Source organism: Motilimonas thetidivivens, from assembly GCF_046452435.1.
In the GTDB taxonomy this organism is placed as follows: domain Bacteria; phylum Pseudomonadota; class Gammaproteobacteria; order Enterobacterales; family CBDFNC01; genus Motilimonas.
On sequence record NZ_JBKFDK010000002.1, the window covers coordinates 222,744 to 238,367 of the forward strand.

Below are 15,624 nucleotides of genomic sequence, written 5' to 3' on the forward strand. Positions count from 1 at the left end.
CGTATTTGACCTAATTAAAGCGTAAATCTAACAAGCCCAGCCCAATTAACATAAACTGAGAACTAAGTTTGAAATCGCTTTCGACGTAGTATTTGAAATTATTTTGCCAAATATTCTGTCTAGATAATCGATAACGAATTTTTTGAGCCTTGATTGCCTGTCAAAGCGCACATTCATCAACCAAGTATTAGGGAGAAAAGATGCGAATATCGCCCAATCCTATCAAGCAATATCCCTGGTGGATTAAGCCTTTTTTTTGGACCCAACGACGCAATTATGGGCAAGTGCTGATACCTGGGTTACTTTGGGGAAAGGTGCCGCTATTATTCGCAACCGTAGCCAGCTTATATGGTGTAATTAATCGTAAGCGCTCTCCTATCTCGCCGGTGCTACGCTCTCTGGTCACCGTTCGCGTATCGCAACTCAACCATTGTCAGTTTTGCATCGACATCAACAGCATGACGTTAGCCAAACGCGCCGGCTCTGAAGCCAAAGTACTTGCACTAAGCGATTGGCGTAACGATCCTATGTTTGATGAGCAAGAGCGTGCCGTATTGGATTACACCGAGGCCATGAGTGACAGCCATAAACGTGTGAGTGATGAACAAATAGAAGTATTAAAGCAATGGTTCAATGAGGACGCCATCGTTGATTTAACTGGCTTAATTGCCTTTCAAAATATGTCCGCTAAGTTTAACGCCGCCTTAGATGTACCCGCGCAAGGCTTTTGTCATATCAAGCCACAGGAGCCGCCTCATGAATAAAACCAAATGGACATTATTGGCAGTACTAAGCTTGAGCATTGTTTTGTTTGTTGCATTTGATTTGACGCAGTACCTCAATTTGGCCTCAATCCAATCCCAGCACGTCAAATTACAACAAATGATACAAGCCGAACCTTGGCTCTATACGGCAATATTTTTTCTTATCTACGTTGCCATTACCGCCAGCTCGTTGCCAGGGGCAGCTATGTTAACGCTACTTGCTGGCGCTTTATTTGGTCTGTGGCAAGGATTTGTATTGGTCTCTTTTGCCAGTAGCCTAGGCGCGACTCTGGCATTTTTGCTCGCACGTTATTTGGCGCGTGACAAAATCCAGCAACGCTGGGGCCATAAACTCAACCAGTTTAATAGCGAATTTGAAAAACGCGGTAGTGACTACTTACTAAGCCTTCGCCTACTGCCTGTTGTGCCTTTTTTCTTGATCAATCTATTGATGGGCTTAACTCAAATAAAAACTTGGCGCTTTTACTGGATCAGCCAATTAGGCATGATCCCCGGCACTCTCGTTTATGTTAATGCGGGAACCGAATTAGGCAAAATTCAACGTGTTGAGGACATCGCCTCAGCGTCTCTTTGGCTAGCCTTAGCCGCATTGGCATGCCTGCCGTATTTGCTGCGCTTCATTATGCAACAAATACGACAGCATCAATTATACCGCCCTTACCCTAAGCCAAGCGCCTTTGATTACAACATCATCGTTATAGGTGCTGGTGCGGGCGGGTTAGTAAGCAGTTACATTGCAGCAACAGTCAATGCCAAGGTTGCGATTATTGAAAAACATAAAATGGGGGGCGATTGCCTTAATACGGGTTGTGTCCCCTCAAAAGCCTTGCTGCGCAGTGCGCATTTTGCACATGAGCTAAGCAAAGCGGCTCAACTTGGTTTTAACCCAGTTAATGCCAATGCCAACTTTAAAGAGGTGATGGCAAGAGTGCACCAAGTCATCAAACAAATTGAGCCCCATGACTCCATCGAACGCTACAGCAAACTCGGGGTTGAATGCCTAACCGGACACGCCGTTATTCGCAGCCCTTATCACGTTGAACTTAACGGTAAGCAACTCACGACAGAAAATATCATTATCGCCACGGGCGCTAAGCCTTTCATTCCTAACATTACGGGACTGGAGCATATTGATTATCTCACTTCGGATAATCTTTGGCAGTTGCAAGAGCTGCCCAAGCAATTATTGGTGATTGGCGCGGGTCCTATTGGCTGTGAATTAGCTCAAGCCTTTGCCCGCTTAGGTGCAAAAGTCACGGTCATGGATCAGGCCAAACAATTAATGCCAAGAGCAGACCAAGATATCGCCTCACTACTGCAACAACAATTTGAGCAAGAACAAATTCAAACCTTGCTTGGGGTTGAGTTAACCCATTTCAGCGCTAATCAAGGGACTCAACTAGCACATTACCAAATCAATGGCGATGTGCATCAGCTGTCCTTTGATAAGGTATTAATCGCCGTTGGCCGCAAGGCCAATACCCAAGGTTTGGGGCTTGAGGCTTTAGGCATTGAATTAAACGACAACGGCACCCTTGCCCTTGATCCTTACCTGCGCACTCAGTATGCCAATATTTTTGCTGTTGGCGATGTAGCTGGGCCGATGCAATTTACCCACTTTGCCGCTCATCAAGCTTGGTATGCCAGCGTTAATGCTTTGTTTGGTCGATTTAAAAAGTTTAAGGCCGATTATCGAGTGATCCCCAGTGTCACTTATTGCGATCCACAAATTGCTCAAGTCGGGCTCACCGAGCAACAAGCGGGTGCTGCGGGCATCGCCGTTGAGGTAACCGAATTTGATCTCAAAGAGCTCGATCGCGCCATCGCCGATGATGCCACGCAAGGAAAAGTTAAAGTACTCACCGTGCCCAACAAAGACCGCATTCTCGGTGTCACCATAGTGGCAAACAATGCGGGAGATATGATTGGCGAGTTTGTGCTGGCCATGAAATATAATCTTGGTTTAAACAAAATCTTAGCCGTAACCCACGCTTATCCAACCATGCTAGAAGCCAATAAATACGTCGCCGGGCAATGGAAGCAAAAGCACAAGCCAATCTGGCTATTAACTTGGCTGGGGCGTTACTTTGAGCGGCGCAGAGGCATAAAGCAGTAACCGATAGGGCGCCTCAGTTTAACTAGGCGCCACTCTCACCTTAACTAACCGGCGCTGATTGCTTATTGGGCAACACCGTCTTGGCAAACTCATCGACACTTAGAGCCTTACCAAATAGGTAGCCTTGAAACAAATTACATCCCTTAGATTTTAAGAAGTTAAGCTGAGCTACATTTTCAACCCCTTCCGCTATCACCTCTAAATCTAAGTTATCGGCCATCGCAATGATCGCAGAAACTATCGCTTGCTGGCTTTCTTGGGTTTCTAAATGCTCAACAAAGGAGCGATCAATCTTAAGGGCGGTGATAGGCAAGGTACTTAAATAGGACATCGAAGAATAACCCGTGCCAAAATCATCGATCGCAAATCGAATACCGATTGCCCTTAAAGCTTTAATTTTTTCAACCGCATCATCAAGCTGAGAAACCAATATGGTTTCTGTGATTTCAAGCTCTAAGAAGCTTGGTGTGATACCACTTTCGGACACGACTTGAATAATTTGCTCGACAAAATCGACCTGTAAAAACTGCTTAGGACTGACATTAACCGATAAGGTGGTAAAATTCTCAGCTAGCCCTAACCGCTGCCAGTGCACCAATTTATAACACGCTTGGCGTAGCACCCAGTTACCCAATTCGATGATCAAACCAGAATCTTCTGCAGCAGGAACAAACTCAGTCGGAGAGATCCAACCGCGCTGCGGCTGATACCAACGCAACAGAGCCTCACAGCCCACAATATTTCCCTTGCGATCGGTCTTAGCTTGCAAGAACAATTTGATTTCATCTTGCTCTAATGCCAAACGCAGCATTTGCTGTAAGTTATGGCTACGTTGAACGCGGTTCTCCATTTCTTGGGAAAAGAAGTGGATCATGTCACGACCATCCTCTTTACCATGGAACATGGCGATATCTGCTTGGCGCAAAATATCGGTAGCAGAATAGCCACCTTCAGGAAACAAGGTAATCCCTATGGTGCAAGCTAGGTTAATGCGCTGACCTTGCAACACAAAGGGTGAAGCAATCCGTTTACGCACGGATTGGGCAAAGGTTAAGGCCTGTTCACCCGCTTTTTCAGGCTCAGTGCCTAATTGGGGCAATACAATGGCAAATTCATCACCCGGTAGCCGAGCTACTATGTTACTGCCTTCCATTATTTGCAATAACCGCTTGGCCACCATTCTAAGCAAGGTATCCGCCGCCATATGACCATGCACATCATTAACTTGCTTGAACTTATCGATGTCGATAAACAACAAGCAGCCAAATTGCTTGCTTTGCTTAGCCCTGCCTATTTCTAGGTTTAAATGCTCGAGTAACTTGCGCCTGTTTGGCAGTTGAGTCACTTCATCATGATAGGCTTGAAAAGCCACCAAATCTTGCGCTTTGCGGTATTCCGTAATATCCGTATGGGTACAGATGACCCGTGATGGGGTGCCATCAACGGCCCACTCAATAACCTTGCCGCGATCTAACACCCAGCAATAACTATCATCTTTACAACGAATACGGTGAATGTGCTCATAATAAGGCGTCTTACCTTGTAGATGCTGCTCTAAACAGCTGAACATGTCGATTAAATCATCAGGATGAACGCGTTGCTCTAACTCTTCGATGTCTTCACCGATCTCGTCATCTAGATGGCCTAACATTTCTTTCCAGCGGCTAGAGTAAAACACCCGATTATCTTCGAGATCCCAATCCCATACTCCATCTCTTGCGCCGCTTAAGGCGTAATGCCAACGCTGCTCACTGGCACTCAGCTGAGCAAAGTTAGTCTTCATTTTTTCTGCCATCTCGATTAACGAGCGCTGCAATAAACCGATTTCACCTTGGCCTTGTTTCAAAGCAGGAAAGTCGTCTTCATTATTCAGGTGCTGCGCAGCTTGAACCAGACGGTTCAATGGCAAGATAATCATCTTCACCATCAGTAAAATCAAAATGGTTAACGCAACTAACACCACCACCGTGGTGGTTATCGAGTCTTTAAGGGTGGTGTATTTTAACTGCTGATAAGGCTTTGATAATGAATACGACACAAAAATTGCGCCGGTATTGTTACGTTTTAAGCTGTGATCCTTACGCGCTAATTGCAACGGAGCATAGACATAAATGTTTTGGCTAGTTGGCACATACTGATATAACAAGCGATTCTTATCGCGGGCCTGATAAAAATCGTTCCAATTAAATTCCGGTAATACCGCGCTGGCAAACATGAACTTTAAATTCATTTGATTAGCCAACAACACTTCGGCATTCTCATCAAGTACGAGTAGCTGTGTCACGTTGTCATTTAAAGCAGCTAAGGTAAGCTCACGCTCGGCAACCGCGTTATCATGACGCATTAAGGCATCTGATAGACTTTGTTGTAGTTTATTGACCTTACCCAAGACTTCTTGTTTGCTTTGCTCAAGCAAACGTTCACTTTTATTTTGGTAATCAATATAAATAAAAACCGCTTGCAGCAACAAAAATACCAGCAGCAATAATGCGGGAATAACGGAAGCAAGCGACCATAATCTTGGATTATTCATAAACCACCCGCTCCAGAATTTGACTGTGCACGAGATGGCTCAAGTCAGGCACAGCTTCAATCATACCGCGATAAACCATGAGTTCACCTAAATCCCGAGCTTGGGTTATTAATGCGGATTGAGCCCCTCCGGCAAGGCGCATAATCGCTTCAACAGGCTCGACAAATTTGACCCCTTGCATGCTACTTTCCATCTCGCTGGTATAAAGCTGTAATCGAATTGCCATAATTTGCATGGCTTTTTTAGGCCTTCCCTTTTGAAATTTTCTGGCTTTGTAATAACCTTTGAGTAATTCAACCATCATGGCAGACTTAGCGCCAATGGCCTGCTCCGATGCCACCATCACATTCACAATTCGCCCCGGTAATCGCGAACTATCAAAAATAGCCACACCACCTAAGCCTAATAATTGTTGTTTTACGGGCTCACTGGTAATTAAAGCGTCTACTTGGCTACGATGGAACACTTGACGTTGCTCGTCTAATTTAACCTCAACCAACTCTACTTCATGGGCAGCTAGGTTTGCATGGCTAAGGGCTTCGGCTAATAACAGTGAGCCGGCGGCATTGTTTTCATAACCAATGCGCTTACCTTTCAAATGATGAATATGCGTCACGCCCGGTAAGCCGATAATGGCATCGCCCCCAACCGACTCATCAATAATCGCGATGACTTTTAGATTAACCCCTCGAGTGATTAAGGTCAGTACTTCATCAAGGGAAAGAAGCGCGACATCGAGCTTGCCAGCTTCAAAACTGTGGGCCACATGACTCGCACTGGTGAGTTCAAACAAAGAAATCCGCTCTTGGTTTAAATATTCCATTTCACGGGCAAGATAGATAGGTTCAAAACCGGGCCAAGGTGCCGCCCCTACACGCAAAGATTCGCTTTCTGGCGTACAGGCGCTGAGCATGAGTAAACATGCTAAATAGAGTTTCAACTTAACGACTTGTCTTACACACCTTGTCATCTACAGCTGTCCTTGCTGAAATACATTTTTTTTACATATCTTGCCAGAATAGTGAGGCAATTAATAGAATGCAGGTCGTTTTCAAGCGGTTTTTGCAGGTTATGCCTACAAAACGAATAACTTAACAATAACCGTAAATGGGTACAGCCGGAAATGGGGTTAATTTCAAGCACAAAAAAGGGCTGCCGAAGCAGCCCTACTCGATTAGCCAGCTTTAAATTATTGCTGCTTAAGCGCTTGAATACGGTCTTCCAGTGGAGGATGAGTCGAAAACAACGAGCTAAATCCACCATTAATACCAAACGCCGCGAACTGTCCTTGCATCTCATGCTGGTTGCCGCCACGTAAACGTTCAAGGGCATTAATCATTTTTTGCTTATCGACTAACTGGGCAGCACCCGCGTCGGCAGCAAATTCACGTTTACGGCTAAACCAAGCCACCACAACCGAAGCCGCAGCACCAAACACGGTATAAAGGATCATGCTGATCGCAAAAGATGCGATAAAGCCTAAGCCACCTTCACCTTCTTCATCACCGCCTAACACGTTTTGAATCACATTAGATACGATAGACACAAAGAAGTGAACAAAGGTATTCATTACGCCTTGCACTAACGTTAGCGTCACCATATCGCCATTAGCAATGTGGCTTACTTCGTGGGCAAGCACCGCTTCAACTTCATCACGTGTCATGCTATGCATTAAACCAGTACTGACCGCAACTAGAGATGAGTTCTTAGTCATACCTGTGGCAAATGCATTCATGTCTGGGCTGTCGTAAACAGCCACCTCAGGCATAGCGATACCGGCTTTTTGCGCTTGCTCAGCAACACGCTCTAACAACCAATGCTCATCCGCATTGCGAGGCTCAGTGATCACCACTGCGCCGGTAGAGCGCTTAGCAATCATTTTTGACATGGCCAGTGAAATAAATGCACCACCAAAGCCAAAAACTAAGGCAAACATCAGTATGCCACCGATTCCTCTGCTGTTAATACCCGTTACAGCAAAGACAATTTGTAACACTATACCTAGCACTAGCATCACAGCTAAGTTAGTTAGTATTAAAAGTGCAATTCGTTTCATGTTTGTCCTCTGCCCAATGGCTTGTGAAATATAGATTGATAACACCCGACATAATATGTCTAGCAACTAAAAGATCAAGTGTTCTTTACATAATTTTACGCAAAAAACGTTACAGCTCGATCACATTCGCGCTACATAGAAAAAACATCCAAATTGTAGAGCAAATATCAACCTATGATTGCCAAAAAAGCGCTTCAAGCTAGGCCTAAATTGACAATAACGGCGTGATGTCTAATTGACTAGACGCTTGCTTGGCCGCCGCCATGATGTCGTCAAATTCACCTTGGGCACCGGCCATGGCCGGGATTTGACCGAGAAATGGTGCGTCAATCGCTTGTGTTAAATACGCAATATTGTCAGCCAAAAAGTCTTGCTCAACACCTGGGCTATTCGCCACCCACCCCACTAATTTCAAGCCTGCGCTAGCGATGCTTTGTTCGGTGAGTAAGGCGTGATTTAAACAGCCAAGCTTCATGCCCACCACCATGATCACAGGTAGTTGCGCTTGAGCCACCCAATCAGATAAATACTGACCATTACCTAACGGTAAACGCCAGCCACCAGCGCCTTCTACTAGTAAGGTGTCACAGCCCTTACCGAGTAAATGTTGATAGCCCTGCTCAACCACGCTCATATTAATGCTTTGTTGCGCTTTTGCTGCAGCGATATGGGGGGCGATAGGCGGCGCGAAAACGATAGGATTGACGGCTTCATATGGCAGTTCAACTGAGCCATTGTGTTGCAATAGCAAGGCATCATCGTTAATTAAACCATGATGGCTTAATTCAGCCCCAGCCGCGATGGGTTTGTAACCTATCACAGATTTTCCAGCTTGACCTAAAGCCTGCATCAAGGTGCAAGAAACAAAGGTTTTACCTACTTCCGTGTCAGTTCCGGTCACAAAAAAAGCTTGGGTCATTAATCCATTCTCCAATTAAAATAAGGCAAGGGTATAAATACGTCAGTCACATATAAGCTGGATCCGTAGTAAATAATGAAACTGATTTCGTTTCTAGTACTTTTTACTACTTTATTAGCCTTGCATAGCAAACTTGATAGGTGGCAGGTAATAAGCCCTGATGATCTCGAAACCTTTCATATCCTTGGCACATGGCCGCAATGGCCCCTCGCCCGCCTAGCCCAGGAGCTCGAGCTGATGTTGGTACATGATTTGCGCCTATGCCTTTAAGGTCTTTTAATAGCGCCAGCGCAGTTGGATAGCTCACCACTTCAGGCAAAACTTGCAACTCAACATGAGCAAACGGCGCTTGTTGCGTGGCGGCTTGAATATCGCTCAAGGGTAAAAAAGCATTAACATGAGGTTTATTGTCTACCTGCTGCCATGCCTGTGTTAACTCGGTTAATGAGCCCGCAACTAGAGTAGTGAAATGCATTTCACCTTGCGGCTTTAGCACGCGATAAGCTTCCTTAAGGGCGCGCCCCAAATCGTCGCACCATTGCAAGGCCAAGGTCGAAAACACTAAATCAAAGGCATTATCCTGCAGCGGCAAGGATTCAGCATCGCCATTAAGCCAACTAAGTTGATGACTAGGCTGACTGCTGCGCTCATGTTTAGCATGATTGAGCATGCCTAATGCCAAATCCAATCCCACCACTTGAACGCCACTTTGCGCGAGTAACTCAGTGAAATACCCCGTGCCCGAGCCTAAATCCAGCCAGCGTTGTCCCCCTAACGCATTTGCACTGCGCGTTAAGATGGGATCGAGCAGCTTATGGCCGGTATCACGCTGAAACTGTGCGGCGCTGTCATAAGAGGCCGCCGCCTTGGAAAACGCCTGCGCAATAGAGCTTTTGGCATAACAACTCATGACGTACCTAATACCTGAGTTAAAGCATTAAGTAAGGCATCAATATCTTTGGTTTGATGCTTGGCGGTCAGGGTAATTCTTAATCTAGCACTGCCTTGCGCCACCGTTGGTGGACGAATTGCCGCGCAATAAAAGCCGAGTTCACGCAATGCGTTGGATACGTGTAAAGCGCGCTCACTGTCACCAATTAAAATCGGCTGAATAGCACTTTGCGACGCCATCAAAGGCAAACCTAGTTGGCTCGCCAAGCGCCTGAAATAATAAATATTATCTTGCAGTTGCGACAAACGCCAAGGCTGCTTAATCACGATATCTATGGCCGCCCCCACCGCTACCGCCTGCGCCGGTGGCATGGCGGTGGTGTAAATATAGGGTTTGGAAAAATTAGTTAGATAATCGATAAACTCAGCCGAGCCCGCCACCATAGCGCCGCCCACGCCAAGGGCTTTACCAAAGGTGGCCATGTAGATATTCACATCTTGATTATGTGCACCCGCTGCGCACACCGAGCCCGTGCCAGCACGCCCCAGCACGCCGATGCCGTGAGCATCATCTATCATCAGCCACGCATTATGCTGCTCGCGCAATTGCAATAACTGAGCAATGGGCGCGCCATCGCCGTCCATGCTGAAAATGCCTTCCGACACAATCAGCTTATTGCTAGCAGGTTTAGCCAGCAAACTGGCGAGATGCTCAACATCATTATGACGAAAGCGCATCATTTTACAGGGCAACAAACTGCCCGCTTCCATTAACGAAGCGTGATTTAGTCTGTCTTGCAGCAATAAATCATCTTTACCTAATAGCAGCTTAAGCACGGCCTGATTGGCGCTGTAACCTGAATTAAACAGCGCAATGGCTTCTACACCCAGCCAAGCTTTCAGCTTTTCTTCTAACTGCTGATGCGCCTTGCTGTACCCCGTCACCAATGCACTGGCGCCACTGCCACAGCCATAGTGCTCTAAGCCTTGTTGCCATGCTTTTACCAGTAAGGGCTCATTAGCAAGCGCCAAATAATCATTGCTGGAAAAATTTAAATAGCGCTGACCGCCCACCGTAATTTCGCGCTGCTGCGCACTTTCAATCGGCGTCAACTGACGGTATAAATGGGCTTGCTTGCGCTGGGCTAACGCATCATTGATAAACTCAAAGGCCATACAATTCGCTTAACTCATTCTCGCCGTGGCATCGTAAAACAAATCGGTATCTTCGGTAATTGGTCCCAGCGGTAAATCCACTTCCAACTCGGTTGGGTCTTGATGTCGCTCTTCGCGGTTAATGCCTAGTTTCTTAAATAGCTGCATATCGCTATTTTCTTCTGGGTTAGGCGTTGTCAGTAGTTTACAACCATAAAAAATCGAATTAGCCCCCGCCATAAAACAAAGGGCTTGGGTTTGCTCGTTCATTTTTTCACGCCCCGCCGATAAGCGCACGTGAGATTGCGGCATCATGATGCGAGCAACGGCGATGGTGCGAATAAATTCAAACTCATCTAAATCATCGACGTTTTCCAGCGGTGTGCCTTTTACCTTAACGAGTTTGTTAATCGGCACACTTTCTGGGTGCTTAGGCATATTGGCCAGTTGCATCAAAAGACCAGAGCGATCGTTCGCTGACTCACCTAAACCAACGATGCCGCCACTGCACACCTTCATGCCAGAGTTGCGCACATGTTCTAAGGTATCAAGGCGATCTTGATAGGTACGCGTGGTGATGATTTTGTCGTAATATTCCGGCGAGGTATCTAGGTTATGGTTGTAATAATCAAGACCCGCTTTGGCCAAGCGCTCGGCTTGCGATTTTTCTAACATGCCCAGTGTCATACAAGACTCTAAACCTAAGGCTTTCACCCCTTTGACCATTTCTTCGATATAAGGCAAGTCGCGATCTTTTGGGTTTTTCCACGCCGCGCCCATACAAAAACGGGTTGAGCCTGCGGCCTTGGCTTTTTTGGCTTCTTCCAGCACTTTTTCAACTTCAAGCAGACGCTCTTTTTCAAGGCCGGTATCGTAGCGGGCACTTTGCGGACAATATTTACAATCTTCGGGGCAAGCACCGGTTTTAATTGATAGCAAGGTACTTACTTGCACTTGGTTTGGATCGAAGTTCGCTCTGTGTACGGTTTGTGCTTGAAACACCAAATCCATAAAAGGTAATGCAAAAAGTGCGTTAACTTCCGCTACCGTCCAATCGTGTCTGATTGCTACTGTCATGCTCGCGCCCCGCTCATCATTGAATAGGTTTATTAAAATAATTTGGCTAGTGTATGGATGAACGCTAGACTGTCAACTTTTTCAACACACCAAAGTTAACTAATGGTTATTTTATGAGCATTAACACCGAGTTTGACCAACAACATATTTGGCACCCTTATACTTCCAGCATTAATCCGCTACCTTGTTATCCTGTAGCGCGGGCTCATGGGGTGCGCTTAGAATTAGAAAACGGTCAACAATTAATTGATGGCATGTCATCTTGGTGGGCTTGTATTCATGGCTATAACGTACCTGAGCTAAACCAAGCGGCGCAAAACCAACTGAATAAAATGGCCCATGTGATGTTTGGTGGCATCACCCATCAACCTGCCATCGACTTATGCCAAACCTTAGTTGAGATAACCCCAGCCAGTTTGGAAAAAGTCTTTATCAGTGATTCTGGCAGCGTGGCCGTTGAAGTCGCCCTGAAAATGGCACTGCAATATTGGCATAGCTTAAACCAGCCTAGGGCTAAGTTTTTAACCGTGCGCAATGGCTATCACGGCGATACCTTTGGCGCCATGGGTGTGACCGACCCACAAAATTCAATGCACGAGCTGTATCAAGACTTTTTACCCCAGCACTTTTTTGCCCCCGCGCCACAATCTCGTTTTGGCGAAAACTGGCAAGAAAATGAAATGGATGAAATAAAAGCGCTACTCGCTGAGCATCATCAAGACATCGCCGCCATTATTATTGAGCCTATCGTTCAAGGTGCAGGCGGCATGCGGATTTATCACCCCAACTATTTAACAGCGCTGCGCCAACTGGCCGACCAATATGGCATTTTATTGATTGCTGATGAAATCGCGACGGGTTTTGGCCGCACCGGTAAACTGTTTGCCTGTGAGCACGCGGGTATCGAGCCCGACATTTTATGTTTAGGTAAGGCCTTAACAGGCGGTTACTTAAGTCTAGCGGCAACCTTAACCACGAAAAAAGTCGCCGATACCGTGTGCAGCGGCAAAGCGGGCGTGTTTATGCACGGCCCTACTTTTATGGCGAACCCACTGGCCTGCGCCGTGGCAAAAGCCAGCCTAACCTTACTATTAGACAGTCCTTGGCAAGCCAATGTGGCGCGCATCGAGCAGCAACTGTTCAATGAATTAATGCCGCTAAAGGCATCTCCTCAAGTCGCAGATGTGCGCGTACTGGGGGCTATTGGTGTGGTCGAAACGACTCAAGCCTATGACGTGGCAACACTGCAAGGGATTTTTGTCGAGCTTGGCGTGTGGATCCGCCCGTTTGGCAAACTCATTTATATTATGCCGCCCTTTGTCATTACACCCACGCAGTTAACTCAACTGACATCCGCGATTGACCAAGCGCTAGCGCGACTCGCTTAACCATAGTCGTAGAGAAAAATCAGAAACACCAAGCAAATAACGATAAGTAGCACAGGGTTAAACCAAATATGATCTGTGCTACGGCGTTTAAACACCATGTTTACCAGAAAGTTAATGGTGCTCAGCCCACAGCAAGCCCAAAGGGTGTAGAGAAATACGGTTTTTAGCTCCACTAACCAATGGTCACGAAAGGGCAAATTAAAATAGCGGATTAAACCGGTTTCCATTTCTGGTCTGGCGTAATGAAACAAAATAAGCGCAATTAAAAACAAGCTCCACGCTAACAATGAGCTCCATCCCAGAAGCACATTTAGCCAAGGAGTGGAGTTACGCCTCTCTTTGCGCGTTTGCTTCATTAGTTACCCCTTATGCAATCTTATTAGGCTTAATCTAGCTAAAATTCTGCCCTTTTACTGTGAGCCAAGCATCTAGCTACGCTCATCGCCACACAAAAACGATTTTTTACTTGTTTCCTGACTAAGCAAAGGTAAGATTAAGCCCTTTAATATTTGGTAATTTTGGTGAACGTGCTTTAGCTCAAACCAAGCCGCTTAGTTAACCCTTTAAGCAGCCGAGCTAAATAGCAACATGAAGGTTCACTACTTGGTTAAGCTGGAGTGCTAATAAAATGACGCAAGCGTCCGTAGTTGAAGTATTTAAAGGTCAGTTTCCGATTGGAAGTCAGGTAACTGTAAAAGGTTGGATCCGCACTCGTCGTGATTCTAAAGCCGGAATTTCATTTTTAGCTGTTTACGATGGTTCATGTTTTGATCCCATTCAAGCAGTAGTACCAGCCAACCTAGCCAATTACGAAAACGAAGTACAACGTTTAACCACGGGTTGCTCGGTTGAAGTAACGGGTGAAGTCGTAGAAAGCCAAGGTAAAGGTCAACAATTCGAAATCCAAGCCACTAGCGTGGTTGTAGTCGGTTGGGTTGAAGATCCAGATACTTACCCTATGGCAGCTAAACGCCACAGCATTGAATTTTTACGTGAGCATGCCCATCTTCGTCCTCGCACTAACATGATAGGTGCAGTGGCTCGCGTTCGTAACTGTTTGTCGCAAGCCATTCACCGCTTCTTCCACGAGCGTGGCTACTACTGGGTAAGCACCCCTATCATCACTGGCAGTGATACCGAAGGTGCGGGCGAGATGTTCCGCGTTTCTACCTTAGACTTAATGAACTTGCCAAAAGATGATCAAGGCAACATCGACTTTAAAGAAGACTTCTTTGGTAAAGAAACCTTCTTGACCGTATCCGGTCAGCTAAACGGTGAAACCTACGCTTGTGCCTTGAGCAAAATTTACACCTTTGGTCCAACATTTCGCGCCGAAAACTCAAACACCAGCCGTCACTTGGCTGAGTTTTGGATGATCGAACCTGAAATTGCCTTCGCTGATCTAGCCGATGCAGCGCAACTAGCAGAAGACATGTTGCGATACGTGTTTAAAGCGGTATTAACCGAGCGCGCCGATGACATGAAATTCTTTGCAGAGCGCGTCGACAAAGATGCCATCAGCCGCCTAGAAAAAATGGTTAGCTCTAAGTTTGTGCGCATGGACTACACTGAAGCCATCGAAATCTTGCAAAACTGTGGCAAAGAGTTCCAATACCCAGTGGAATGGGGCGTAGATCTGCAATCTGAGCACGAGCGCTACATTGCCGAAGAGCACATTGGCGGCCCAGTGATCATGCAAAACTACCCGAAAGACATCAAAGCCTTCTACATGAAGCTAAACGAAGACGGCAAAACCGTTGCGGCAATGGACGTATTGGCACCGGGCATAGGTGAAATCATTGGCGGTAGCCAACGTGAAGAAAACCTAGCCGTGCTGGATGCGCGTATGGACGAAATGGGCCTAAACAAAGAAGATTACGGCTTCTACCGTGACCTACGCCGCTACGGCACCGTGCCACACGCTGGCTTTGGTTTAGGTTTTGAGCGCTTAGTGGCTTACGTTACCGGCATGGGCAACGTACGCGACGTGATCCCATTCCCACGCGCACCTAAAACAGCTGATTTCTAAGCCAAGTTTTACATTTGCATACAGAGCCGACCTTAGCGTCGGCTTTTTGATCCCTATGATTGGCTTTTTTGGCTAAGTGCCCAATGGCCTAGAGCGAACGCATAAATGTAAAAATGTAAAATGTAATCAACTTAGCAACAAGGTGAAATATTCTTATTCGAAACGCCGTGAAATCATCCCTCAAAGGCTGTTGCTGGCTTAACTGCCGCATCCTTGCGGCAGATATTCGTATAAGAAAACATCACTAATCGCTTAAAAAGCATTCATGCGTTTGCCCTGATGTTCCCCCTCTGTCAATTAGCGCTATCAGAGGTAAACAACAAAGACCTCGCCCCTTTAAACCAGATTATTCATACAGGTGTAATAAATTTTTGCTGATTCAGCCCACTTTTGGCGCGGTAAATAAAATGTAAAAGTCTCGCTTTGTTCACATCGATTTTTTAATCCATTGATATATAATTACAAAAAAATCAGCTCACCGATTTACGGGGGCCAAATTAGGTCTCGGTAATTTTTAGTCTCGGTTTGTTTTCCTCTGGGATCAGAGTTAGCTGTCAAACAATGGGGTTAAGGTGTTGATTAGTAGTTATTTTAATGGGGTTGGCCTAGGCGGAACGTGTGGGTTTACCAAGAAAACCGTATAATACACTGTTGAACTAAGCCGCTACGCGGAGA

General features: G+C 46.1%; 12 protein-coding genes. 4 read left to right on the plus strand and 8 right to left on the minus strand.

Annotated elements, in window-relative coordinates; all coding sequences use genetic code 11:
- The first annotated feature begins 200 nt into the window (after positions 1-200).
- Entirely contained in the window at positions 201-764 is a 564-nt protein-coding gene (locus ACK8OT_RS03170; RefSeq protein WP_410195053.1) for a carboxymuconolactone decarboxylase family protein, read from the plus strand.
- Positions 757-2,901 carry a dihydrolipoyl dehydrogenase gene (lpdA, locus tag ACK8OT_RS03175; RefSeq protein ID WP_410195054.1) on the plus strand — a complete coding sequence of 715 codons (2,145 nt, stop codon included), beginning with the start codon at positions 757-759 and terminating at the stop codon, positions 2,899-2,901. Before ACK8OT_RS03170 ends, lpdA begins: the two co-directional genes overlap by 8 nt.
- Positions 2,902-2,941: 40 nt before the next feature.
- Here lpdA and ACK8OT_RS03180 read toward each other — a convergent pair whose 3' ends face one another.
- From ACK8OT_RS03180 to bioB, 7 genes are all read right to left on the minus strand, one after another.
- Positions 2,942-5,434 carry an EAL domain-containing protein gene (locus ACK8OT_RS03180; protein ID WP_410195055.1) on the minus strand — a complete coding sequence of 831 codons (2,493 nt, stop codon included), beginning with the start codon at positions 5,432-5,434 and terminating at the stop codon, positions 2,942-2,944.
- Complete coding sequence (locus ACK8OT_RS03185) at positions 5,427-6,404, minus strand: ABC transporter substrate-binding protein (protein ID WP_410195056.1); 978 nt, start codon at positions 6,402-6,404, stop codon at positions 5,427-5,429. Before ACK8OT_RS03185 ends, ACK8OT_RS03180 begins: the two co-directional genes overlap by 8 nt.
- Positions 6,405-6,623: 219 nt before the next feature.
- Positions 6,624-7,490, minus strand: a complete 867-nt coding sequence (gene htpX / locus ACK8OT_RS03190) for a protease HtpX (RefSeq protein ID WP_410195057.1) — start codon at positions 7,488-7,490, stop codon at positions 6,624-6,626.
- A gap of 205 nt (positions 7,491-7,695) precedes the next feature.
- Complete coding sequence (gene bioD, locus ACK8OT_RS03195; RefSeq protein ID WP_410195058.1) at positions 7,696-8,409, minus strand: dethiobiotin synthase; 714 nt, start codon at positions 8,407-8,409, stop codon at positions 7,696-7,698.
- A 106-nt stretch (positions 8,410-8,515) separates the two neighbouring features.
- Entirely contained in the window at positions 8,516-9,319 is an 804-nt protein-coding gene (bioC, locus tag ACK8OT_RS03200; RefSeq protein WP_410195059.1) for a malonyl-ACP O-methyltransferase BioC, read from the minus strand.
- On the minus strand, positions 9,316-10,476 hold the full coding sequence (bioF, locus tag ACK8OT_RS03205; protein WP_410195060.1) for an 8-amino-7-oxononanoate synthase: 1,161 nt from the start codon (positions 10,474-10,476) through the stop codon (positions 9,316-9,318). Before bioF ends, bioC begins: the two co-directional genes overlap by 4 nt.
- A 9-nt stretch (positions 10,477-10,485) precedes the next feature.
- Positions 10,486-11,532 carry a biotin synthase BioB gene (gene bioB / locus ACK8OT_RS03210; RefSeq protein WP_410195061.1) on the minus strand — a complete coding sequence of 349 codons (1,047 nt, stop codon included), beginning with the start codon at positions 11,530-11,532 and terminating at the stop codon, positions 10,486-10,488.
- Between the two features lie 113 nt (positions 11,533-11,645).
- Between bioB and bioA the strand changes: the two genes are divergently transcribed.
- Positions 11,646-12,920: an adenosylmethionine--8-amino-7-oxononanoate transaminase gene (bioA, locus tag ACK8OT_RS03215; RefSeq protein WP_410195062.1), complete on the plus strand. Its 1,275-nt coding sequence runs from the start codon at positions 11,646-11,648 to the stop codon at positions 12,918-12,920.
- On the opposite strand, the gene ACK8OT_RS03220 is transcribed toward bioA, so the two are convergent.
- Positions 12,917-13,276: a hypothetical protein gene (locus ACK8OT_RS03220; protein WP_410195063.1), complete on the minus strand. Its 360-nt coding sequence runs from the start codon at positions 13,274-13,276 to the stop codon at positions 12,917-12,919. The genes bioA and ACK8OT_RS03220 overlap by 4 nt on opposite strands.
- Positions 13,277-13,548: 272 nt before the next feature.
- On the opposite strand from ACK8OT_RS03220, the gene asnS reads away from it, so the two are divergent.
- The gene (gene asnS, locus ACK8OT_RS03225; protein WP_410195064.1) at positions 13,549-14,949 is read left to right on the plus strand and encodes an asparagine--tRNA ligase; all 1,401 of its coding nucleotides are present in this window, start codon (positions 13,549-13,551) and stop codon (positions 14,947-14,949) included.
- Positions 14,950-15,624: the final 675 nt, after the last annotated feature.